Source organism: Tessaracoccus sp. MC1627 (assembly GCF_014164725.1).
Classification (GTDB): domain Bacteria; phylum Actinomycetota; class Actinomycetes; order Propionibacteriales; family Propionibacteriaceae; genus Arachnia.
Genome location: NZ_JACJGA010000001.1, coordinates 237,424 through 260,153, shown reverse-complemented (window position 1 = coordinate 260,153; position 22,730 = coordinate 237,424). Strand labels below are relative to the sequence as shown.

Below are 22,730 nucleotides of genomic sequence, written 5' to 3'. Positions count from 1 at the left end.
AGCCCGGGCGCCACCACAGGCCGGTGCCACCGACTCACCCGACGCAGACGTCGCGGATCAGCTCATGAACTGGCCGGCACCCGGACCCGCCGGGCGCACCGGACACGAAGACGGGGGACACCATGGCAGGGTTCGCGAAGAAGCTGGTCATTCCGATACTGGCGATAGTGGTCGCGGTGGTGCTGGCCGTCGGGGCCTTCGCGGCGGGCCAGCTCACGCCCAAGCTGTTCGCGCTGGGCAGCGAGTCCGAATCGACGGACACCCGCGTCATCCAGTCCATCACCCGCGAGGAGCAGGTGGTGCTCCTCAGCCTGGGCATCCAGGGGATCTCCGAGAAGACCGAGCGGATGACCTTCCTGGGCGTGGACGTGCCGGGGAGCAACAGGGCGTCGTTCGTGCAGTACTCCTTCAACGCCAAGCTGGGCATCGACGGCCGCGACGTCCGGATCGACCCCATCGGCGAGAAGAAGTACCGGATCTCAATCCCTGAGTACATCTTCATCGGCCACAGCAACGAGGACTTCAAGCTGGTGGCGGAGAACAACGGCGCGCTCAGCTTCATCACGCCGGAGAACGACCCGGTGGAGATGATCAACAACATCCTCAGCGAGGACACGCAGGCGGAGTACATCGCCAACAACGAGGAGATCCTGCGCGAGCAGGCGGTCATGTTCTACTCCGGCATCATCACCGGCATCGACCCGGAGATCAGCATCACCTACGACTTCCGCCAGTGATCGCGGCCCCCTCAGAGGGTACGCGGAGTGGGCGGGACGGTCCCGAAGAGATCTTTCCTTGCATGGACCGCGTGTGCATTAAAGGTTAGTCAGCTATCCTTTAATGGATAGCCACTCTATGAAAGGAAACCGCGATGGCCGGGTCGGAGGAGGCGCGCTGGGAGTCCAGCGTCGGCTCCGGGGTCCCCAAGTCCGCACAGCGGTCCGGCGCCTACCGACGGTACGTGCCGGACCTGCTCGATGGAGTGGGCCTGGCCATCTCCGGCGAGCTTTCCCGAACCGTCGCCGTCGTCGAACGGAGCATCCGCGGACTCAACGGACCCGGCGTCGAGGGGCTCGCCGGGATCGCGAGATTCCTCCTGCGGTCAGAGGCGATCGCCAGCTCCCGGATTGAGGGCATCGCCCCCTCCGCGCAGCAGGTGGCCCTCGCGGAACTGGGTCAATCGGAGACGGTCCGGGGCATCAGTGAGCAGGCCACACTGGTCGCCAACAACATGACCGTGGTCCGCGCGGCCACCACCACCCTCGCGGACGCGGACACCCTCAGCGTTGACGACATCGTCGAACTCCAGCGCTCACTCCTACCCGATGAACCGCGTCACCACGGCCTACGCACTGTCCAGAACTGGATTGGCACGTCGAGTTGGACCCCGATCGGAGCGCTCTTCGTTCCCCCGGCGCCCGAGCGCGTGCCGACATTGATGGCGGACCTCGTGGACTACCTCAACGGCGCCGCGCACTCCCCCCTCATCCAGGCCGGGGTGATCCACGCCCAGTTCGAGACGATCCATCCCTTCACCGACGGGAACGGCCGTGTCGGTCGGGCGCTGATCCACACCGTCCTCGCGCGCCGCGGGCTCACAAGCCAGGCGCTGCTGCCCATCAGCCTCGCCCTTGCCACGCTCAGCGACCACTACATCGACGGCCTGACGAGCTTCCGCCACGACGCCCCCGCGGGCAGCGCGGAAGCCAGTGCCGCAGCCAACGAATGGCTGCGGACGTTCGTCGGCGCCGCCTCCGTCGCAGTGGAACAGTCCGAGGTGCTGGTGGGCAGGATCGACGAGCTGCGTCAGTCGTGGACCGATCGGCTGACGGCCCATCGCATCGCCATTGGCCTGCGCTCAGCTCCGCGCGCGGACTCCGCCGTCGCCCGTTTGCTGGCCTCGCTGCCGGAGGCACCGGTCATCACCGCGACGACGCTTGCCCGCACCCTCGGCGTCTCCTACCCGGCGGCCAACTCGGCTCTGGACGAGCTGACGCAGGCAGGAATCCTCACCGCGAGGTCGATCGAACGCGGCGCCCAGGCATACATCGCCTGGGAGATCCTGGATCTGGTCACGATCTCCGAGCGTGGGCTGGCCAGCACCCAGTTCGACACCCGCATCTCACCGCCGAGCAGAGGGGTCCCCGCACTGCCACACGGGTGACGTCAGCCGATGGCCGGGAGGATGTCGCGCAACCGGGCGAAGGTGAGCCCGCCGTCGAGCAGGCGCGGCAGCGCCTCGGCCATGCCGTCGGCCGTGCCGGAGCCAGGCCGGTTGAAGTGACCGATGCAGATCGAACCCGCCCCGGCGGCGCCCATCGACTGCCTCACCTGCGCGGGGGTGAAGGTGGCGCCGGCGTCAGCGTTGACGTCGAAGTTGACCACCCGCTGGCCCAGCTCGGCGACGATCTCCACCGCCACGTCGTCGACGTGGGCCGTCCCCGAACGGAACCACAACGGACGAGCGCCCGTCAGCTCAGCCAGCCGGGCGTGCCCGCCCATCACCTCGTCGAACACATCCCCCACCGACGCCGTCCCGGGAATCCCGTAGGCCTCCGCCCCGCTCACCGACAGCGGCTTGTGCGCGGTGCCGTGGTTGGCGAGCTCGAACAGCGGATCGTCGGCCAGCTCGCGCGCAATGCCCGGGTTCGCGTCGATCCACCGCAGGTTGAGAAACAGCGTGGCGGGCACCGCCAGCCGTCGGAGCACCTCGATCAGCGCCTCGTCGTAGCCCGAGCCGTTACGCCCACCGCAGGCATCGAGCGTGACGACGGCGGGCTGAGCCTCACTGCGCAGCACCACTCCGTCGACCTCCAACCCCCACTGGGTGGGGGTGCGGCCGTCGAAGCGGGCGACGATGTCGTCGCGGGTGGGCAGCCGCGCTGGCCCCGCCGGCGAGGGGCTAGGCGATGAGGACTCAGGGCTGGGCGACGCGGTCGTTCGTGTCGATGACGGGGAACCCGACGGCGGGACGGACTCCACCGCCCGCGGCGACTCCGACAGCGACGGCGCCGCAGCGCAGCCGGCCAGTCCCGCCAGGCCGAGCCCCAGTACCCCTCGTCGCGCAATCCGCATGCGAGATTGTGTCACGGCGGCACGCTGCCCCCAACCGCGGAAGTCGGGCTGCCGGGGCCACCGATGCGCGACCCGCGGGCTAGCGTGTCCCCCATGACCCCACGGCTGGTTCCCTCCGACCCGCGGTTCACCACCGAGTCCGAGCGCGTCGTCTGGGAGCGTCTCCGCGACACTCTCAGCCCCTCAGACACCCTCATCGCCAACCTCCGCCTCACCGACGTCCACAAGGACCATGAGGCGGACCTCGTGGTGGCCTTGCCCGGCGTGGGCGTGGTCGTCGTGGAGGTCAAGGGCTCCGGCATCGCCTGCACCGACGGCGCCTGGACCATGACCCACGACGGCGTGAGCCGCCCCGTCGAACCCGTCGGGCAGGCCCGCGACACCAAGTACGCCATCCGCGACTACGTGGAGTCCGACCGCCGCTGGGCAGACAGCTCCCACCCGAAGGCCCGCTTCCTGCACGCCGTCGTCACCCCCTTCACCGAACTCCCCGCGGACCTCCACCTCCCCGACTGCCCACGCTGGATGCTCCACGACCGCCGCGACCTTCCCCGCCTCGCCGAGCGCCTCGCCCACGTCCCGGCCGGTTTCGAGACCCACCGTCGACCCCCCTCCGAGGACGACTGCGCCACCATCGTCGACATCCTCACCGCCCGCGGCACCAGCGCCGTCGCCTCCGTGATCGACGACGCGGACGAGCGCCAGGCCCGCGCCGACCGCCTCACCGAGGACCAGGCCCTCGTGCTGCGCGTGACCCGACTGCTCCGGCGGGTGGAGATCCGCGGCGGCGCCGGCAGCGGGAAGACCGTCCTGGCTCTCACACAGGCGCGGCAGCTCACCGCCGGGCGCAACGGCCACCAGGAGAGGGTGGCGCTGGCGTGCTACTCGCTGGGCCTGGCCAGCCACTTCAGCCGCGAGGTGGCCACCTGGCCGTACAAGCAGCGGCCGGCGTTCGTCGGCACCTTCGAGGCGTTGGCCAACCAGTGGGGCATCGCCTCCGGCGACCGCGACGACCCCGACTTCTGGGAGCACCGCCTCCCCCTGCTCATGGCCGAGAAAGCGGCCGAGCTGCCGCCCAAGGCGCGCTTCGACTCGTTCGTCGTCGACGAGGCCCAGGACTTCGCCGAATCGTGGTGGAAGCCGCTGGTGACGGCGCTGCGCGACGAGGAGGACGGCGGCCTGTTCCTCTACTCCGACGAGAACCAGCGCCTCTTCCAACGCTTCGGCCGCCCGCCGGTGCCGCTCGTGCCGCTGGTGCTGGACCACAACCTGCGCAACACCCGCCAGATCGCGGAGGTGTTCAAGCCGCTCGCCCCGCTGCGCATGCGCCTCCAGGGAGGCGAGGGCCCAGAGGTGGTGCACGTCCAGGCAAGCCCCGACGAGGCCCTGGGTGTCGCGGACGACCAGATGGACCTCCTCTTCGACGAGGGCTGGGCGCCCGGGCACATCGCTCTGCTGACCACCGGCCGACGGCACCCCGAGCAGGTGTCGCGGCAGGACGAGGACCCGCAGCAGAAGGCGTACTGGGACTCGTTCTGGGACGAGGACCTTCCCTTCTACGGACACGTGCTGGGGTTCAAGGGGCTGGAGCGTCGCGCCGTGGTGCTGTGCATCAACGAGGACGGCACCAGGGAGCGGTTCAGGGAGCGGCTGTACGTGGGGTTGTCGCGGGCCACCGACCGCCTGATCGTGGTCGGCGATCTGGACGCGATCGCGCACGCGGGCGACGACGTGGTGCGCGCCCTCCGCGGCTAGCGGTGAAGGGGACTTCGACACCTCGTCAGGGGCCTCGCTGGCTGTGATGTGCGCCTCGTTGGGAGCAGGCCGCTCCGGACCCCATTTTCGGTGTCGGATCCCGGAGGGTAGACCGACCCCGAGACACCACCCTAAAAGGGGCCTCCTCCCCCGGAGGAGTCCTGAGACCCCCGCCTAGGGCTCACATCCGCCGCACTGACCACCCGAGTCGTTCCTGCCCTCCCGCCCTCACTCCAGGCTGGCCCGATGCGCTGTCGCTCGGCAGCGCGAGTGTGCTGCGGGTTGACTTGGGGGACCAGATGTCAGTTGCTCGTAGGTTCGTCGCTCGTGTGTTGGCTGTCGTGGTGGCCAGCACCGCCATGACGGTGGGGTTGGTCGTCGATCCGCCGCTCGCCACCGCGGCCGGTCACCACCGGACGCTCAACGACACACGGGCGTTCGGCTCCGCTCCGGTCACTCCAGAGCACGCGATCGACTACTTCGGTCTGGTCGCAGACCTCGACTCACCCAACGGCAGCCTTGTTGGACAGGGCGCCTCCCCGTTCGGTGAGGTCCGGTTCCTGGTGGACGGCTGCTGGACGGCCTGGCAGTCGCTCGATCTGGACGGCGCCCAGGCGGAGGGCCAGTTCACCGGGTCCCTGATCGCGGTCGATCACGCCACCGCCTACCAGGTTCGCAACCTCCCCAAGGGCGCCCACAACTGGCGCGCGGCGGCCATCAACACCACCGACGGCCCGGTCGAAGCCGCCCCCGCTCAGGCGGCGAGCGAGGCACATGCCGTCACCGCCTGTCGCTCGCGGGCAGACTGGGGCGCCGACGAGTCGATCACCGGGTGGGAGCAGGGCGATGTCCGCGAGTTCTTTCCGGCGCAGGTCGTGACGGTCCACCACACCGCGACCTCGAACACCTCGACGCAGGACTATTCGGCGACTATGCGGGCAATCCTCACCTACCACGTGAAATCCAACGGATGGTCCGACATCGGCTACCAGTACCTCGTCGACCGGAACGGCATCGTCTACGAGGGACGAAGCGCCGGAAGCACCGTTTCCTGCCTGGACGGTGGCGGCGACGGCTCCGACTTCGCACACCAGGCGGGCACCGGCAACATCGTGACCGGCGCCCACGTCGGGACCTACAACAGCGGCAACATCGGGGTGGCGCTCATGGGCTGCTTCAATGCGTCGGGAGGATGCACCGGCGACACGACGGTGCCCGCCGGCAGTGTCGGCGGGCTGGAGTCGCTGCTGGCCGATCTTGCCGATCGGCACTCGCTGTCCCCCCTGGGCTCCGTCGAGTACGTCAACCCGGTCACCGGCCGCACCGCCCCCATGCCCACGATCGCGACGCATCAGGACTGGCCGTCGACGGCCACGGCCTGCCCCGGCGACAACCTCTACCCCCAGCTCCCGACGATCCGTGAGAACGTTGCCCTGTTGGTTGCACCCCCGGCGACGACGGTTCCCGCAGCTCCATCGGACCTCACCGCCACGGCGAGCTCGAAGAGCCAGATCCAGCTGACCTGGGTGGACAACGCCAGCAATGAAGACGGCTATCTCATCGAGCGCTGCAAGGGCGCTACCTGCACGAACTTCGCGCAGATCGCCTCTGTCGGCACGGTCACGTCATTCACCGACACCCGGCTGGCGGGCAGGACGACCTACCAGTATCGGGTTCATGCCTCCAACGCGGCCGGAGTGTCGCAGTACTCCAGCATCGCCTCCACCACCACTCCGAGGAAGTGACCCGCCGGACCGGTCACACCGCCACGCCGTGATCGCCCCATCTGACGATCACCAGGTAGGGCGCAGGGGGAACCCGTTCGAGCCGTCGTCGGCAGTCCTGACCGCCAGCACCTGGTGCAGCTGCACGTTGTTGCGCTCGAAGTTGAGCCGCGACCCCGCCAAGTACAGCCCCCAGGTCCGCGCCGTCGGCTCGCCCGCCGCCGCCACGCAGAGATCCCAGTTCTCAACCAGGTTCCGGCTCCACGCGGTGAGGGTCCGGGCGTAGTGGTGGCGGAAGTTCTCCTCGTGCATCACCTCCAGGCCCGCGTCCTGCGCGTCCTTGATGATGGTGCCGGAGCCGCTCATCTCCCCGTCGGGGAAGACGTAGCGATCCAGGAACGGGCCCATGTCGGCATGCCGGTTGTGCCCGACGGTGATGCAGTGGTTGAGCAGCCGGCCCTCGTCGCGGAGACGGTCGCGCAGGAAGGCGAAGTAGGCCGGATAGTTGCGCACCCCGATGTGCTCGGTCAGCCCGATCGAGCTCACCGCGTCGAAGCCGTCCTCGACGACGTCGCGGTAGTCCGAGTGGCGGACCTCGGCGAGGCCACCGAGCCCGTCGCGATCGATGGCCTGGGCGGCCCAGGACGCCTGCTCCCGCGACAAGGTCACGCCCAGTGCCTTGACGCCGTAGTGCGTGGCCGCGTGGCGGACCATCCCGCCCCAGCCGCACCCCACGTCGAGCAGCCGCATCCCTGCCCGGAGGCCGAGCTTGCGGCAGATCAGGTCGTGCTTCTCGGCCTGGGCCTCCTCGAGGGTGGCGTCGTCGGTGGGGTACACCGCGCAGGTGTAGGTCATCGACGGGCCGAGGATGTACTCGTAGAAGGCGTTGGAGACGTCGTAGTGGTGCGAGATCGCGGCGGCGTCGCGCGTCCTCGAATGGCGCAGGCCCCTGACGGCGCGGCGCCACGCCGGCGGGTTCTCCACCGACGGTGGGGGCGGCGGCCTGAGGGAGGCCAGCCCAAGCCCGCGCACCAGAGTGAGCACCTCGGCAGCGCTGGGGATCCGGAACTGCAGATGGTCCTGCATCACCTTGAGCAGCTCGTAGGGGTTGCCCGGGTGGACGCCCCTCAGCACCAGGTCACCGGTCAGGTACGCCCTCACCATGCCCAGCTCGCCGGGAGACGTCAGCAGGTAGGCCAAGCCGCGTTGGTTGCGCAGCTCCAGCTCGATCGCCGCGTCAGGGGACCCGGCTGAGCTGCCGTCGTGGGCCGTGAAGCGCACCGGCATGCCGTCGCGTACCAACGAAGCGATCGCGTCCGCGATCGGCTTCCTGGGAGTCTGAGTGGGGGTCATCGTCTCCGCACCGCCTTGTCGTAGAGGCTGGTCAGCCGGTTGTCGGGGTCGTAGCGGGCCTTCACGGCCGTGAGGTTGGGGCCGCCGTAGAGGCGGTCGAAGGTGTCCGCGTCGTAGAAGGCCTCGGAGTACAGCGACTTGTGGCCACCCAGGGCGTGCACCTCATGCTCGATCGCCCGGTTGCGCGGGCGCTGGCCGGCGTCGGGGCCGACGCGCACCCCGCCCCAGAAGCCGACGTTGACGTAGGTGGTGTGGCGCTCCAGCGGATAGGTCTGCCAGGGGCGCGCGCTCCCGGCAGCCCCGCCGGCCTCCGACGCAGAGGCCCTCAGCCGCAGTGGACAGAGCCACACCGGACGCATGCCGACGGCGCCGTCGAACCAGGCGAGGAACTCGGCAAGCCGATCCACGGGCACCTCGACGTCCTGGATCACCCGCTCCATCCGCGGGCGGCGGGCCAGGGCGTCGAGCCGGTCGGCGAGGTGGAGCCTTTGGTCGAGCCCGACCAGCCGGTGGTAGACGTCCGAGCGGCGCCACCGGCGGGGCCACAGCCGGCGGACCAACGGCCGCTGCAGGCCGAAGGCGGCCGAGCACCAAAACCAGTCGGTGTCCCAGCGCCACAGGTAGTCGTACATGCTCAGCTGGTCCGTCGCCCGGGCGCGGAGGGACAGGTAGTAGGCGTCCTGCCCGGTGTAGTCGCTGAGGGGCCCCGCTGGCCGGTCGGTCCAGGTGGCGAGCGTCAGGTAGTACTCCCCCGGCTCGAACGCCACGCCGTCGATGGCGTCCACCCGGGTGCCGTCGTGGGCGCCAGTGGCGACGATGTCCTCGACGGTGGCCGCCAGCTCCGCCGCGACGCTGAAGCGGACGTGGCGGAGGGCGACATAGCCCGGCACCTCCTCCAGTTCAATGAGCAGGCGGGTGGCGTAGCCGAGCGAGCCGTACGAGTTCGGGAACGCGTCGAAGAGATCCTCGCCGGGACGGGTGGTGACCACCTCGCCGGCGCCGGTGAAGATGTCCATCTCGAGCACCGACTCGTGCGGCAGCCCGCTACGGAAGCTGGTGGATTCGATCCCGAGCCCACTGACCGCGCCTCCGAGGGTGATCGTGCGCAGCTGCGGGACGACGAGCGGGATGAGCCCATGCGCCAGGGTCGCGTCGACCAGATCCTCGTAGGTGCACATTCCCTGGACCTCTGCCGTGCGCGCAACTGGGTCGACACCCAGCACCCCCGTCAATCCGGAGACGTCGAGCCCCCGCGAGGTGGTGGCGGCCCGGGGCCGGAAGAGGTTCGAGGTGGACTTGGCAAGGCGCACCGGGGCTCCGGCGGGGATCGCCTCGTGCGACGATCGGAGCCGCCGCATGGCCTGCTCGTGCTCTGCCCGGGCGCGTGACGCTGTCACAGGGCCCAACCTAACCCCGATCGGTCCCCAGCTGGTCGCCCACGCTGAAGTGGCGGACCTTCCTCGAGCGGCTCAGTCCTCAGTGCTCTCGGCTGCCTGCCGCAAGGCGCAGGCCACGACTTCGCCGAGGTCCAAGCCGTAGGACGGCCCCCCGCGGGCGCGGTAGGCATCCACCCGGGAAGAACCGCGCTCAAGGAGCCGGGCACCACCGACGTTGTTTCCGCGGGCGGTGTGGGTCAGGCCGACGCAGATCTGGGCGAGTCCCTGCCAGAGATCACGCTCCTCGTCCGGGCCGGCCTTCCAGCGGGCCTCGAGAACCTCGTGTGCAGCGAACGGCCGACCCTCCGCGACCAGGCTCCTGGCCAGCTCCACCGACTCCAACGGAGGCAAGGGCTCCTCGGACACCGGCTCAACACCCGCGGCCCCATAGGGCAGGGGCCGGCCGAGCGCGTCACGCGGGCGGGCCTGGCGGGGCCGACCGGCGGCATCGCGGTCGCGGATCATCTCAGGATCCCCCCGGAGCATCCCGCGTCCGACCCACTTCTCATGGGGACCATGCTACGAGGAGGTCACAGCCTCCCCGGGCTCTGGCTGTGGCTCTGGCTCCATCAGGAAATCCCACGTGAGTCCGTGGGCGAGCACCACCAGAAGGACCAGCAGCACGCCCCCGACGATCAGCGGGGTGAACCCGGCGGCTCGCGCCAGTTCGGGCGCCACGCCGAGCACGAGGATGGCCAGGTAGAGCACGATGGCAACCCACCGGAACCGCCGAAACGTGCCGACGACGGCGGCCGAACGCTCACGGCGGAGCAGCCCGACGGTGGACCACAGGCCCACCAGCGCGCAGCTGCCGAAGCTGATGCGCCACAGCAGCGGGGTGTCGGGGCTGATCTGCGCGAGGGTGGCCATCAGTCCGGGGAGCAGGAACGAGATGTAGGTGCCGGCGGCGAGGCGGCGACGGTCGGCGTCGGCCCTCCAGGCAGGGCGGCTCTGGACGACGACCCACCACAGGCCCACCAGGGTGAACGAGGTGCCGGCCAACAACGAGTAGAACGCTGACAGGTCCATGGGCGCGCCCTCCGGGTAGCAGTTGGTCCCAGTGTGAGCCAACAGGTCGCCTGAGGATGCGGCAAGCGTCGGATCCGCGCGGGGGGATGGCGCACCAGCCGGTCAGGCGAAGTCCGCGGCGAGCACCCTCGCCTCGTCGCGCTCGACGGCCTCCACCACACGCTCCGCGACGACGGCGGGGTCCAGCCCGCGCGGCATGGCCGGCGCCTGCCCGGCGAGCGGGCGGGTGGCCAGCCCCGTCTCGGTGTGGGGCGGCTGGGCGTCGCACACCAGTACCCCGGACCGTCGGACCTCCCGGCCCAATGCCGCGAGCCCCGCGGCGACGGCCGCCTTCGACGCGGAGTAGGCGGCCATGCCCGCCACTGGCTGCGACGCCACCACCCCGCTGAGGTGCACCAGGAACCCGCGGGTCTCGACGAGTGCCGGGATCACGCGACGGGCCAGCCACAGCGGCCCGATCGCGTTGGTGAGGAACAGCTCCTCGATCACCTCGTCGTCGGTGTCAGCCAGCGGACCGAACGTGACGACTCCCGCGGCGATCACCACACCGTCGAGGCGGCCGTGGCGGTCGCGGGCGTAGGCGACGAGGGCGTCACCCGAGCCGGCGTCCTGCAGATCCACGCGCACGTCGACGTCGCCGCGGCGGCCCGCCCGGACGACGGTGGCGCCACGCGAGGCGAGCACCCGGGCGATCTCCCGGCCGAGGACGCCCGTGGAGCCGACGACCGTGACGACGCTGCCGTTCAGGGATCGGGCCATGAGCACTCCTTGTGGGTCGCGACGAGGTATGCCCGATTGAACCACGACCCCGCCCGCCGCGGACCCTGCGCGGCGGGGTGTGCGTTTGAGCAAATGGCAAGGGTCGCGGGCACCTCCCCGCGGGAGCTGAGCGCGCACCACTTCGCGACCCGTGCCATTTGCTCAACTCCCGTCCCCGTCCCGGGGGGCAGGGGGCGACGGGGTCGGGCCGCGGGCGCTCAGAGTGTAAGGATCCTGGACGGTCTGTCGTCCGGAATCCGACACCCACCGGGCCCTCACCCCATGACGCGTGAACCCTCGCCGTTCGACCCCTTCCCAGCCGGGCCGAACCGGGCAATAATCGCGGCAACAAGGGGGTACGCCATGTGGCATCGACGACCCACCGAGCCGGCGGTCCTGGCCGAGGCCAAGGACCGGCTCACGGAGGAAACCGCGCACGCCTGGCGGCAGAAGAGGTCCCGCGGACCCGAGCCGGACCCGCTCCTCCACGACCCGGAGATCCTGAATTCGTTGCTCGGCATGACGAACGGCACCTGCGCCTACTGCGAGCGCGGCCTGGAGATGCAAGGCTCCGACGCCGCCGTCGTCACGCATCACCGCCCCACCTGGGGGGCCGTCGGCACCGACGGCGACGTCTCACTCCAGGCCTACTGGTGGCTCAGCTACGAGTGGGACAACCTCTACCCAGCCTGCGCCGACTGCGTCCGCTCCCGCGGCACCCGCTTCCCGGTGGCGGGCGAGCGGGCGACCTCCCTCGACACCCTCGGACAAGAGCAGCCCCTGCTCCTGGACCCCCTCCTCGACGACCCCGACGAGCACCTCCGCTACCAGCCGGACGGCACAGTCACCGCGCTGACGGACCGCGGCCGCGCCACCATCGACAATCTGGCCCTCAACCGTGACTTCCTGGTCAAGGCCCGGCTCGCCGCCCGCCACTCCGAGCCGGGCAACGCCTTCCCCACCCTCCACCGCCAGTTCGGCGGCTATGCCCAGTCCGCACCCCTGGAGGCCGCCGCTCCCCCGCCGCCCCCACCGCGACCCTCAGGCCCCGACCTCCCGCCCATGTCCGGCGCCGAGCCGGGAGCCCCCGCCTACGACCTCACCTCGAACATGGTGGGCGCCCAGCGCGGCAACTACTTCCAGGCCACCCAGTGGATCGAGCGCGTGGTCATCCGCAACTTCCGCCCCATCCGCGAGCTTGAGATCGACCTCGCGAAATCCACCAGCGAGCGCGGCCCCTGGACGGTCCTCCTCGGCGAGAACGGCTGCGGCAAGAGCTCAGTCCTGCACGCCATCGCGCTCACCATGATGGGCGGCGAGCAGCGCCGGGCGCTCGGCATCGACGCCCGTAAGTTCCTCCGCGACGGCGCCCGCAAGGGCCTCGTCGAGGTCTACCTTTCCGGGCGGCAGGAACCTCTCCGGCTCGAGTGGGCCAAGGGCGAGCACGAGTTCACCGGCCCGGAGCCGGTGGCCGCGCTGATGCTCGGCTACGGCGCCACCCGCCTGCTGCCACGCACCCCGTCGCCGCAGGACGACAACAGGGTGGTGCGCGTCGACAATCTCTTCGACCCCGTCGCCCCCCTCACCGACCCCACCTCCTGGCTGCTCTCCCTCGACGACGACACCTTCGACGACGTGGCCCGCGGCATCCACGAGATGCTCGCTCTGGACCAGGACGCCGAGCTCCTCCGCGACGACGACCAGGTGCTCCTCAAGCAGGGCCGCACCCGCTCCGACATCGTCACGCTGAGCGACGGCTACCAGTCGATGGTGGTGATGGCCTGCGACATCCTGCGCTCCACCATGCGGCTGTGGACGCAGTCGGCGCTGGCGGAGGGGATCGTGCTGATCGACGAGATCGGCGCCCACCTGCACCCGCGCTGGCGGTTGCGGATCGTCACCGCCATGCGCAACCTGATGCCGCGCATCCAGTTCATCGTCACCACCCACGACCCGCTGTGCCTGCGCGGGATCGTCGACGGCGAGGTGGTCGTGATGCGCCGCAACAGCGAGGGCGACGTCGTGTCGCTGTCGGACCTGCCTCCGGTGACCGGGATGCGGATCGACCAGTTGCTCACCTCCGAACACTTCGGCCTGGGCTCCACCGACGACCCGGAGGTCACCGAGCTGTGGGAGAACTACTACCGCCTCATGGGGCTCAAGAAGCCCAGCAAGGAGCAGACCGACCGCCTGGAGCGGGTCCGCGCCCGCCTCGACGAGCTGGAGCAGTTCGGCACCACCGAGCGCGAGCGGCTACTGCTCACCTCGGCCGCCGACTACATCGCGCAGCGCCGCGAGACCGGCGACGCCGTCGCCCCCAGCAGCAAGGAGATGACCGCCAAGCTGTCCGAGCTGTGGGGCAAGTACCTGCCGGGGAGCTCGTGATGCGACGGGTGCCGCGGCCCAAGGAACCGCCCAGCCTGGCGGGCGAGAAGACGCTGAAGGAGCGTCAGGCGGCCCTGGACTTCTATGCCGCGTGGGACGGCGCGGCCAAGTACGACGGCTACAAGGCCTACAAGAACCCCGACATCCGCACCGCGCTGGAGGAGGCGTTCGGCGGCAAGTGCGCCTACTGCGAGACCTTCTACGCCGCCACCCAGCCCGTTGCCATCGAGCATTACCGCCCTAAGGGCGAGGTGACCATCGACGGGAAGCGCGTGCCGCCGGGCTACTACTGGCTGGCCAGCGAATGGACCAACCTCCTGCCGTCGTGCACCGACTGCAACAGCCCCCGCAGGCAGGACCTCCCCAACGAGGAGGAGGCTAAGACCGCGGGCAAGGCCAACGCGTTCCCGCTCGCCCCCGGATCGCCCCGCGGCACCTCCCCGGGCGGGGAGAAGGGCGAGAAGAGACTCCTGCTGCACCCCTACCTCGACTTCCCGGAGAAGCACCTCGAGTTCGTGTGGGGCACCGGCACCGTCGACGACGGATGGGTGAAGCCCAAGCGCGGCAGCGCCAAGGGGGCCACCACCATCACGGTCTGCGCCCTCCAGCGTCGGGGCCTCCGCGCCGCGCGGCGGGACCGCCTGCTGGACCTCATCGCCCACCTGGAGTCGGTCGTCGAGGCGCAGAACAACGTCGTCCGGCACCCGGACGACCCGGACCTGCTGACCCAACTGGAGCGACGGCTGGGCGAGGTCAGCCGCTTCGTCGCCGACCACGCCCCCTACAGCGCCATGTGCCGCCAGGTGGTGGCGAGATACCACGCGAAACTCTTCGGACCCCAGGAGTGACCATGACCACAGCAGCATCCACCAGCCCCTACGCCTCGCCGTCGCTGCACTGCGACATCGTCATGAAGGGCGGCATCACCAGCGGCGTGATCTATCCCCGCGCGGTCTCGGAGCTGGCGAAGACCTACACGCTGAGCTCCGTCGGGGGCGCCTCCGCCGGGGCCATCGCGGCGGCTGCCGCTGCGGCAGCCGAGCTGGGCCGTCACTCCGGCGGATTCGAGGGGCTCGACGAGATGCCCGACGAGCTGGCCGCCCTCGCACCGGACGGCCAGTCGAAGCTGGCGTCGTTCTTCCAGCCGACGAGGACCGCGGCCCCGCTGTTCCGCCTGATGTTCTCGGTGGCCGGGAAGGAGAGCGGGAAGATCGGCGCCCTAGTGGGCGGCCTGCTGCGCAGCTTCTGGAAGGAGGCGCTCGCGGGGGCGCTGGTCGGGCTTGTCCTGATCGTGGTGAGCGCGCTCGGCGAGGGGATCGCGTCCGTGGCGGGCGTCGTCGGGGGTCTGCTGCTGCTGGTGCTCGGGGCGGCTGTCGGGGTCCTGATGGGCGCGCTGCGAACGTTCGGCCGCGTCGTCGAGGACGGCTTCGGCATGTGCACCGGCATGGAGGGCTACGGCGCCGGCGGCGCCAAGCCGCTCACCCCCTGGCTCTACGAGAAGATCCAGACGCTGGCCGGGCGGGCCCCCGGGGCCCCGCCCCTGACGTTCGGCGACCTCCGCAGCGCCGGCGTGACGCTGCGGGTGATGACCACCAACCTCACCCGCCACCAGCCGATGGCGATGCCGTGGAGCACCCGAGAGTTCTACTTCGACCCCGACGAGATGCGCGGCCTCTTCCCCGCCGACGTCGTCGACTGGATGGTGGCCCACCCGCCGGCCGGCGACGGCGGGGATCCCATTCAGACGCGCAGCGACCAGGGGCGCACTCTGCATCCCTGGCCCGCGGCCGACGACCTTCCGGTGATCGTCCCCACGCGGATGTCGCTCAGCTTCCCGGTCCTCATCTCCGCGGTCCGGCTCTACGCCGTGGACTACACCCGGCCCGAGAACCAAGGACCCGACGGCGCCGTCGGTCAGGCAGCGGCCACCGATGGGCCGACCTTCTCCAGCGTGTGGTTCACCGACGGCGGGCTCTGCGCCAACCTACCGGTGCACTTCTTCGACTCCCCGCTGCCCAAGCACCCCACGTTCGCGTTCAACCTCGGGCCGTTCCCGCCCGGGCGGGCGAAGTCCCAGGACCAGTCCGAGAACAGCTACCTGCCCACCACCAACCAGGCGGGCCTCCAGCGCCCGTGGTTCCCCCTGCCGACGAAGGGGCTCGGCGCCTGGGCGTCGTTCGGGCTGCTCATGGTGCACACCGCCCGCGAGTGGGTCGACGGCGCCCAGATGGTGATGCCCGGGTACCGCGACCGGATCGTCACCGTGCATCACGACCACGCCGAGGGTGGCATGAACCTGTCCATGCCACCCGAGGTGGTCACCGAGCTCGCCGAACGGGGGAGGTTGGGAGCAGTCAAGCTGGTCAACGCTTTCGCCGGGCCTCAGCCGGGGACCGTGCCCACACGGGGCTGGAACAACCACCGCTGGCTGCGGTTCCGCACCGCGACCTCCGGGCTCGCCGGATGGCTGCAGGGTTTCCGCTCCAGTTACCTGGACACCACCTCCGGCGGCACCCCCTACTCGGACCTGGCCGGGCCCGGCGCGGACGCGCCCCTGCCGTCGTACCAGCTCACCAGTCCGAAGCGCGAGTTGCTGAACGAGCGGACGGGTGAGCTGATGAACCTCACCGACAGCTGGGGCGGGGCCCCGGTGCCGCCGGCTCCCCAGCCGGCTCCGCGGCTGCGCCTGGTGCCCGACGACGGCACCGCCGCCGGCCTCGATCTCCAGGACTGACCGGCGCCCGCCCTGCCCACGGTTGATGTTCCTCCAGATCGGGTCTCGAGGCCCCTGGGCTCCCGGGCATCGTTCTGGAGGAACAGGAGCCGCGGAGCCCTTCCGCCACATGGAACGATAGGACCGTGACCGCCACCTCCTACGACGTCGTTGTGGTCGGGCTCGGGCCCGCCGGGCGCTCACTCGCGTCGCGGTGCGCGGCCCGCGGGATGCGCGTCCTCGCAGTCGATCCCCGCCCCGGAGCGGTCTGGGGCCCCACCTACGGCATCTGGGGCGACGAGCTGGGCGCGCTGCCCGAATCAGTGGTCCGCTCCCGCGTCCCCCACCCCGAGCTGCGAGCCCACGGCGCCTACCCACTCCCCCGCGACTATCTCGTCCTCGACAACACCGCCCTCCAGGCCGCCTTCCCTCTCGACGGGGTGGAGCTGCGCCGCGGGCGGCTGACCGACGACGGGGTCGCGGGCCTCAGAGCCGAGGCCCGCGTCGTCGTCGACGCGCGCGGCGCGAGGCCCGAGGGGATCATTCCCAGGGACCCCTCGCCGGCTCAGACGGCGTTCGGGATCGTGCTGCCTACCGAAGCCGCTGCGCCGGCGCTGCAGGGGGCGGCGGCGCTGCTGATGGACTGGCGCACCGACTGGTCCGAGGATCCCCTCCCTCACGGCACCCCCACCTTCCTCTACGCCATCCCCCTCGGGGGCGGCGAGGTGCTGCTCGAGGAGACCTGCCTCGCCGCCGCACCCGGCCTGCCCATCCCAGTGCTCCGGGCAAGGCTCCGGACGCGGTTGGTGTCGCGGGGGGTGGCGGAGTCCGCCGTCGATCATCCGCTGAGCAGGGAGGTGGTGCGCATCCCCATGCGCGGACGGGGCTGGCCCGCGGCCCCTGGGACGACGGCGGTCGGCACCGCCGGGCGCGGCGGGAACCTGGTGACCGGGTATTCGGTGGCCCATTCGCTGCTGAGAGCCGATGCACTGGCCCGCGACCTGGCGGGCGGGCGACCCATGACGCCGGACCCCCACACGCCCGCGGACGTATTCCGCGAGATGGGCCTGCGTGCCCTGCTCCGCCTGGATGTGGCCGGGACACTTGCGCTGTTCGACGCCTTCGGGCGTCTCCCGGGCCAGGCCCAGCGCGACTTCATGTCGCGGGACTCCACCGCCCCCGGGCTTGCCGCCGCCATGTGGGGGATGTTCGCCCGGATGCCGATGTCGGGTCGGCGGCAGCTGATAGCCGCGACGCTCGGACCCGGGCGACGACGCTGATTCGGGCCGCCCCGCGGGTGGAATGCAGCAACTCCAGACCCCGATCCCCTAGCCAGTCGGCCATCAGCCGCGGGAATCCCCGTCAACCCCTATGGGGTTTGCGGGGTCACCCCCGATGCCCGGCTCCGCCGCCGGATGAAGAATTACCTCAACACGCCAGATCGGCGGCCAGAGAAAGGCAAGGGTCATGTCCCACCAGAACAACACACCCGGCTATGTCGACGTCGACGAGTCCTACAACGACAACTCCACCAACGTCGACATCGACGCCGACCTTGATGTCGACGCCTCCGACAACTCCACCAGCGACTCCTCGGTGACCGACAACTCCACCAGCGACTCCTCGACGACCGACAACTCGGACAACTCGGACAACTCGGACAACTCCGACAACTCCGACAACTCCGACAACTCAGTTGACAACTCCGTCGACGCCGACGAGTCCTTCAACACCGAGACCGAGACCGAGATCGAGGACTCCTACAACACCGAGCACGAGACCGAGCACTCCTACAACGACAACTCGGAGAAGGCGGTGGACTCGTTCAACATCACGAGCTCGTTCAACCACCAGACCCTCAATGACCACTCCACCACGGTGGGCGTGCGCCAGTACCAGACCAACGTCGGCGACCTGAACCTCGGCGGCCTCGGCGGCAAGGGTGGCTTCGGGCACGGCGGCGGCGCGGACCTCGAGCTGGACAACCGCTCGCTGAACCTTGACCAGTCGGTCAACCAGGTCATCAACACCGGTCACGGCGGTGACGTGAGCCAGGACTTCAGCCAGACGGCCAACGTGGCCTTCGGGGACAACTCGATGGCGGCCGGCGATGACATCGACGTCGACAACTCCTCCGTGAACATGGAGTTCGGCGACATCTGGACGGGCAACACGTGGACCACCACCACCATCTCCGACTCGTTCCAGGACAACTCGGTGGACAACGACTACGACTGGGAGCTGGAGATCGAAGACTCCTTCAACGACCAGTCCACCAACGTCGACCTTGATGTCGAGATCGAGGACTCGTTCACCAGCGAGGTCACCGAACTCAACTCGTTCGAGTGGGAGAACGAGGGCAACATCTTCAGCCCCGCCGCTGCCACCACCGGCGGCGAGGTCGAGTTCGAGCTCTGATCCTCGACACGCCTTCTCACGCCGGTTGCCCGGCCACCGTCACGGTGGCCGGGTAACTGGCGTCTGAACCGTGATGGCCTACGATGAAGAAACCAATGACCGATCGCGGGAAGGAACCCGAATGAGTGATCAGGCTCGGGGCGAAGTTGAGGGTGCACTGGTGCTCCCCAACCAGAAGTCGCTGATCGGGCTGGTGGAGACGATGGGCGCGATGGCTGCCAACGGCGGCCGCACCGATCTTTCCGAGCGTCTCGTGCAGACCCACGCCCGCCTCCGCGACCCCGAGGTGCGCGTGGTCATCGTGGGCGAGTTCAAGCAGGGCAAGAGCAAACTGATCAACGCCCTTGTCAACGCTCCTGTCTGCCCAATCGACGACGACGTGGCCACCAGCGTCCCCACTGCCGTGGGCTACGGGGAAGCGCCCGCCGCAACCATCCTGACTCGCTCGGAGACCCACGGCGGCAAGTCGGAGATCCAGCGGCAACCGATCCGCTTCGAGGAGCTGGCGCAGTACGTCTCGGAGCTCGGCAATCCCGGCAACGAACGCCACCTCGTCTCTGCCGAGGTGGTGCTGCCGCGGGAGATCCTGAGGGGCGGTCTGCGCCTCGTGGACTCCCCCGGGATCGGCAGCCTGGACTCCTCCTCCGCACTGACGACGCTGTCCGCGCTGTCCTCGGCCCACGCGGTGCTGATGGTCTCGGACGCGTCACAGGAGTACACCGAGCCCGAGGTGCAGCTCCTGAAGCACGCGATGCGCATCTCGCCCAACGTGGCGGCGGTGCTGGCGAAGACGGACCTGTATCCGGATTGGCGCACCATCGAAGGCATCGACAAGGGACATCTGGAAGGCATCGGCGAGCTCCCCCTCTTCGCTGTCTCGAGCGACCTGCGGCTGCTCGCCGCCTCGGAGCAGGACCGGGAACTCAACAACGAATCCGGCTTCCCGGACCTGGTTTCCCACCTGCGCCTCGACGTGCTGCGGCGCGCGGAGGTCATCAACACCCGCAGCGCGGTGCACGACCTGGTATTCGTGGTGGACCAGATGACGATGGCCGCCCGCACCGAGCTCACTGCGCTCCTCAATCCGGAGGACACCCCGCAGCTGATCCTTCAGCTGGAGGAGGCGAAGGCGCGCGCGGACGAGTTCCGCGGCCGGTCGTCGCGCTGGCAGGTGGCCCTCGGCGACGGCGTGGCGGACCTCATTTCTGACATGGAGCACGATCTGCGCGACCGCCTCCGCCGGGTGCAACGCGAGGCGGAGGACGCAATCGATCAGGGGGATCCCGGGCCGATCTGGGAGCAGATCGCCGAGTGGATCGACCAGCGCGTCGCCGCCGCGGTGTCCGAAACCTTCGTCTGGACAGACGAGCGGGGCAAGGCCCTCACCGAGGAGATTGCGGATCTGTTCATCCAGGACGAGACTTCGCTGCCGGTCATCGCCGTCGGCGCCACCGACGGCGTGCTCGATGCGGTGGACGAGATCCCGGACTATCACACCGGCCAGCTCGGGGCCGTGGAGAAGATCTACATCGGGGTGCGCGGCTCGTACGGTGGCGTGCTCATGGTGGGTCTTGCCACCGGCCTGATCGGAATGACACTGATCAATCCGTTGTCGCTGCTCGCCGGCGTCCTGGTCGGCCGAAGGGCCTACCGCGAGGACATGAACTCCCGCCTCCTTCGCCGCCGGTTCGAGGCAAAGGGCATCGTTCGACGGTACATCGACGAGGTGACGTTCCAGGTGAGCAAGCAGCTGAAGGACCGGCTGCGGATCGTCCAGCGCACCGCGCGCGACCACTTCGGTGCCATCGCGGATCAGCTTCACCGCTCGCTCACGGAGGCCGTGATGTCCGCCAAGCAGTCGGCCGGCATCTACTCGGAGAAGCGCGACAAGCGGGTGCTCGAGCTTCAGAACCACCTGCGCCAGCTCGACAAGGTGCGCGCACAGCTTCCGGAGCTGCCGCAGGCGCGAGTCAAAGAGGTGCTCGGCCGGTGAGCGCAGGTGCCAACGAGGATTCCGTCGCACTCCTCGCGGCGGCACGTCGACTCTACGAGGGCGACCCGGCTGCAGTCGAGACCATCGACGGGTTGAGCACGCGACTGGCCGAGCCACTCCGGATGGCGGTGGCGGGTATCGTCAAGGCCGGCAAGTCCACGCTGCTCAACGCCATCTTGGGCGAGCAGATCGCGCCCACCGATGCTGGCGAGTGCACCCGGGTAGTCACCTGGTACCGGTACTCGGACACCCCGTCGATCACCCTCCATCCGCGCTCCGGCGAGCCCCGCAGGCTGCCGATAGCCCGCGCCCACGGCAAGCTGGTCCTGGACCTGGGGGAACTTCGCCCGGACGAGGTGGAGCGCATCGATGTGGGCTGGCCGTCACGGGTGCTGCGCTCACTGATCCTCATCGACACCCCAGGGATCGAGTCCCTGTCCCGCGACGTCTCGGCACGGTCCGCGGCCTTCCTCACGCCGGACAATGCGCCATCGTCGGCGGACGCGATCGTCTACCTGCTACGCCACCTCCACCCGTCGGATCTCAAGTTCCTCGAGGCCTTCCGGGACACTGCTGCCGGCGCCTCGAAGACCGTCAACGCCGTGTCCGTGCTGTCGCGGGCCGACGAGATCGGCTCGGGGCGGATCGATTCCCTCCTCTCGGCCCGCAAGGTAGCCCGCCGCTACGAACAGCACGGCGATCTGGCCTCGCTGGCCCTGGGGGTGCTGCCCGTCGCTGGTCTGGTTGCCGAGGGTGCTCGCACTCTGCGGGAGGACGAGTTCGCCGCTTTCCGGGCGTTGGCCGATCTTGAGCGTGGGGAGCGGGAGAAGCTCCTGGTGTCGGCGGACCGGTTTGTGCGCCCTGAACAGGTCGCCTCCCCCAACGAGGCGGTCAGACGCCGCCTCCTTTCCCGCTTCGGGATCTTCGGGGTGCGGCTGGCCATCTCCATGATCCGGGCGGGGGCATCCAACTCCGCCGAGCTCACCGAACGGCTCGTGGAATACAGCGGACTCAATGAGCTCGGCAGCTTCATCAGCCTGCACTTCGGCGCCCGCGCCGAGGCGTTGAAGGTGCGAGCCGTCCTCGACGGCCTGGCCCAACTCCTGCGCGAGAACCCGCGCGACGGCGCCTCACCCATCCTCGGCGGGATCGAGCGAATCCAGGCCACCGCACACGGGCTGCGCGAGCTGTCTCTGTTGTCCGAGGCCCGGGTCTCGGGCCTTCCTCTGTCCGCGGACGAGGCGGCTGAGGCGGGGCGCATCGTGGGAGCCAACGGCACCACCACGCCGGCGCGGCTCGGAGTGCCCGAGGACACTGAGGCGCCGGCCCTGTCCGAACGGCTCAAGCAGGAGCTCGACCGGTGGCGGGCCAGGACGCAGTCCCCCCTCACCGACCGGGCAGGCGTGGAAGTATGTCGGGTGGTGATCCGGAGCCTGGAGGCGGTGGCCTCAGACCTCGCTTCCCGGGGAGGCGATGACGCCCTTGCGGACGTCGTGCTTGCGGGCAGTCCAGCGCAGGGCCCCGGGGAAGGTACTCACCAGGATGGCGAGCAGCACTAGCCCGCCCTGCACGGCGAACATCTGGCGAAGGATTTCTCCGTGCTCCCCCTCGGCGACGAGCTCGTTGGCCACCAGGTACAGCGCTGCCTGGCCGAGCACGGTGAAGAACATCCACCATCTGGCCCCGTCCTTGCGGTTCATGAAGGACACCAGCAGCGTGATCTGGATGAGGAGCAGCGCGACCAGGCCCCAGAAGGCCGACCAGTAGATGATGTCCGCCGCCGTAGCGTAGGTGCTGTCCTGGCGGGAGCCGTCGACTCCGCGGACTGCCTCGATGATCAGCGGAAGCTGGTCTTCTCGCACCACGAAGTAGTAGACCACCGCGACGGAGCCGGCCACGAGACCCAACACCCACAACAGCTGGGTCACCCGGATCGAGAAGGGTGGAGGTTGCTTGACGATCACGGGGGCCGCGTTGGGGTTGTCCAAGGCTGGGCGCTCGGGGCGTTTGCGCCCCGAATCAGCCGTTGGCCCGCCCGTTCCGGTGGGGAAGGGGCGGGCCGTGGGGCGTTCGTCGGTCATGCGACTCAA

Annotated in this window: 18 protein-coding genes; 11 read left to right on the top strand and 7 right to left on the bottom strand. The window is 69.7% G+C overall.

Going from position 1 to position 22,730, the window contains the following annotated elements; genetic code table 11:
* Positions 1–122: 122 nt before the first annotated feature.
* Entirely contained in the window at positions 123–737 is a 615-nt protein-coding gene (locus H5399_RS01120; protein ID WP_182781188.1) for a hypothetical protein, read from the top strand.
* A gap of 134 nt (positions 738–871) precedes the next feature.
* Positions 872–2,164: a Fic family protein gene (locus H5399_RS01115; protein WP_182781187.1), complete on the top strand. Its 1,293-nt coding sequence runs from the start codon at positions 872–874 to the stop codon at positions 2,162–2,164.
* Positions 2,165–2,166: 2 nt separating this feature from the next.
* Here H5399_RS01115 and H5399_RS01110 read toward each other — a convergent pair whose 3' ends face one another.
* Positions 2,167–3,090: a polysaccharide deacetylase family protein gene (locus H5399_RS01110; RefSeq protein WP_220490682.1), complete on the bottom strand. Its 924-nt coding sequence runs from the start codon at positions 3,088–3,090 to the stop codon at positions 2,167–2,169.
* A gap of 78 nt (positions 3,091–3,168) precedes the next feature.
* On the opposite strand from H5399_RS01110, the gene H5399_RS01105 reads away from it, so the two are divergent.
* Together H5399_RS01105 and H5399_RS01100 are read left to right on the top strand one after the other, a co-directional pair.
* Positions 3,169–4,830: an ATP-binding domain-containing protein gene (locus H5399_RS01105; protein WP_220490680.1), complete on the top strand. Its 1,662-nt coding sequence runs from the start codon at positions 3,169–3,171 to the stop codon at positions 4,828–4,830.
* A 344-nt stretch (positions 4,831–5,174) separates the two neighbouring features.
* Positions 5,175–6,575 carry an N-acetylmuramoyl-L-alanine amidase gene (locus H5399_RS01100; RefSeq protein WP_182781185.1) on the top strand — a complete coding sequence of 467 codons (1,401 nt, stop codon included), beginning with the start codon at positions 5,175–5,177 and terminating at the stop codon, positions 6,573–6,575.
* Positions 6,576–6,623: 48 nt separating this feature from the next.
* Here H5399_RS01100 and H5399_RS01095 read toward each other — a convergent pair whose 3' ends face one another.
* The 5 genes from H5399_RS01095 to H5399_RS01075 all read right to left on the bottom strand — a co-directional run bounded on the left by H5399_RS01095 (position 6,624) and on the right by H5399_RS01075 (position 11,131).
* A complete protein-coding gene (locus tag H5399_RS01095; protein WP_182781184.1) occupies positions 6,624–7,907 on the bottom strand; it encodes a class I SAM-dependent methyltransferase in 1,284 nt (427 codons plus the stop codon).
* A complete protein-coding gene (locus tag H5399_RS01090; protein WP_370585660.1) occupies positions 7,904–9,304 on the bottom strand; it encodes an FAD-binding oxidoreductase in 1,401 nt (466 codons plus the stop codon). Before H5399_RS01090 ends, H5399_RS01095 begins: the two co-directional genes overlap by 4 nt.
* 72 nt (positions 9,305–9,376) lie before the next feature.
* Complete coding sequence (locus H5399_RS01085) at positions 9,377–9,808, bottom strand: DUF309 domain-containing protein (RefSeq protein WP_255421934.1); 432 nt, start codon at positions 9,806–9,808, stop codon at positions 9,377–9,379.
* A 54-nt stretch (positions 9,809–9,862) separates the two neighbouring features.
* Entirely contained in the window at positions 9,863–10,372 is a 510-nt protein-coding gene (locus H5399_RS01080; protein WP_182781182.1) for a hypothetical protein, read from the bottom strand.
* Positions 10,373–10,474: 102 nt separating this feature from the next.
* Complete coding sequence (locus tag H5399_RS01075) at positions 10,475–11,131, bottom strand: SDR family oxidoreductase (RefSeq protein WP_182781181.1); 657 nt, start codon at positions 11,129–11,131, stop codon at positions 10,475–10,477.
* 363 nt (positions 11,132–11,494) lie between these two features.
* Between H5399_RS01075 and H5399_RS01070 the strand changes: the two genes are divergently transcribed.
* The 7 genes from H5399_RS01070 to H5399_RS01040 all read left to right on the top strand — a co-directional run bounded on the left by H5399_RS01070 (position 11,495) and on the right by H5399_RS01040 (position 22,199).
* Positions 11,495–13,516, top strand: coding sequence for an AAA family ATPase (locus H5399_RS01070; RefSeq protein WP_182781180.1), 2,022 nt, complete (start codon positions 11,495–11,497; stop codon positions 13,514–13,516).
* Positions 13,516–14,364 (top strand): hypothetical protein, encoded by an 849-nt coding sequence (locus H5399_RS01065; RefSeq protein WP_182781179.1) that lies wholly within the window; start codon positions 13,516–13,518, stop codon positions 14,362–14,364. Before H5399_RS01070 ends, H5399_RS01065 begins: the two co-directional genes overlap by 1 nt.
* Positions 14,365–14,366: 2 nt before the next feature.
* Complete coding sequence (locus tag H5399_RS01060) at positions 14,367–16,250, top strand: patatin-like phospholipase family protein (RefSeq protein WP_182781178.1); 1,884 nt, start codon at positions 14,367–14,369, stop codon at positions 16,248–16,250.
* Between the two features lie 125 nt (positions 16,251–16,375).
* Complete coding sequence (locus tag H5399_RS01055; protein WP_182781177.1) at positions 16,376–17,509, top strand: lycopene cyclase family protein; 1,134 nt, start codon at positions 16,376–16,378, stop codon at positions 17,507–17,509.
* 187 nt (positions 17,510–17,696) lie between these two features.
* Positions 17,697–18,647: a hypothetical protein gene (locus H5399_RS01050; RefSeq protein WP_182781176.1), complete on the top strand. Its 951-nt coding sequence runs from the start codon at positions 17,697–17,699 to the stop codon at positions 18,645–18,647.
* A gap of 121 nt (positions 18,648–18,768) precedes the next feature.
* The gene (locus tag H5399_RS01045) at positions 18,769–20,640 is read left to right on the top strand and encodes a dynamin family protein (RefSeq protein ID WP_182781175.1); all 1,872 of its coding nucleotides are present in this window, start codon (positions 18,769–18,771) and stop codon (positions 20,638–20,640) included.
* The gene (locus H5399_RS01040; protein ID WP_182781174.1) at positions 20,637–22,199 is read left to right on the top strand and encodes a dynamin family protein; all 1,563 of its coding nucleotides are present in this window, start codon (positions 20,637–20,639) and stop codon (positions 22,197–22,199) included. Before H5399_RS01045 ends, H5399_RS01040 begins: the two co-directional genes overlap by 4 nt.
* On the opposite strand, the gene H5399_RS01035 is transcribed toward H5399_RS01040, so the two are convergent.
* A complete protein-coding gene (locus H5399_RS01035) occupies positions 22,089–22,721 on the bottom strand; it encodes a hypothetical protein (protein ID WP_182781173.1) in 633 nt (210 codons plus the stop codon). The two genes, H5399_RS01040 and H5399_RS01035, sit on opposite strands and share 111 nt — an antisense overlap.
* Between the last annotated feature and the right edge of the window lie 9 nt (positions 22,722–22,730).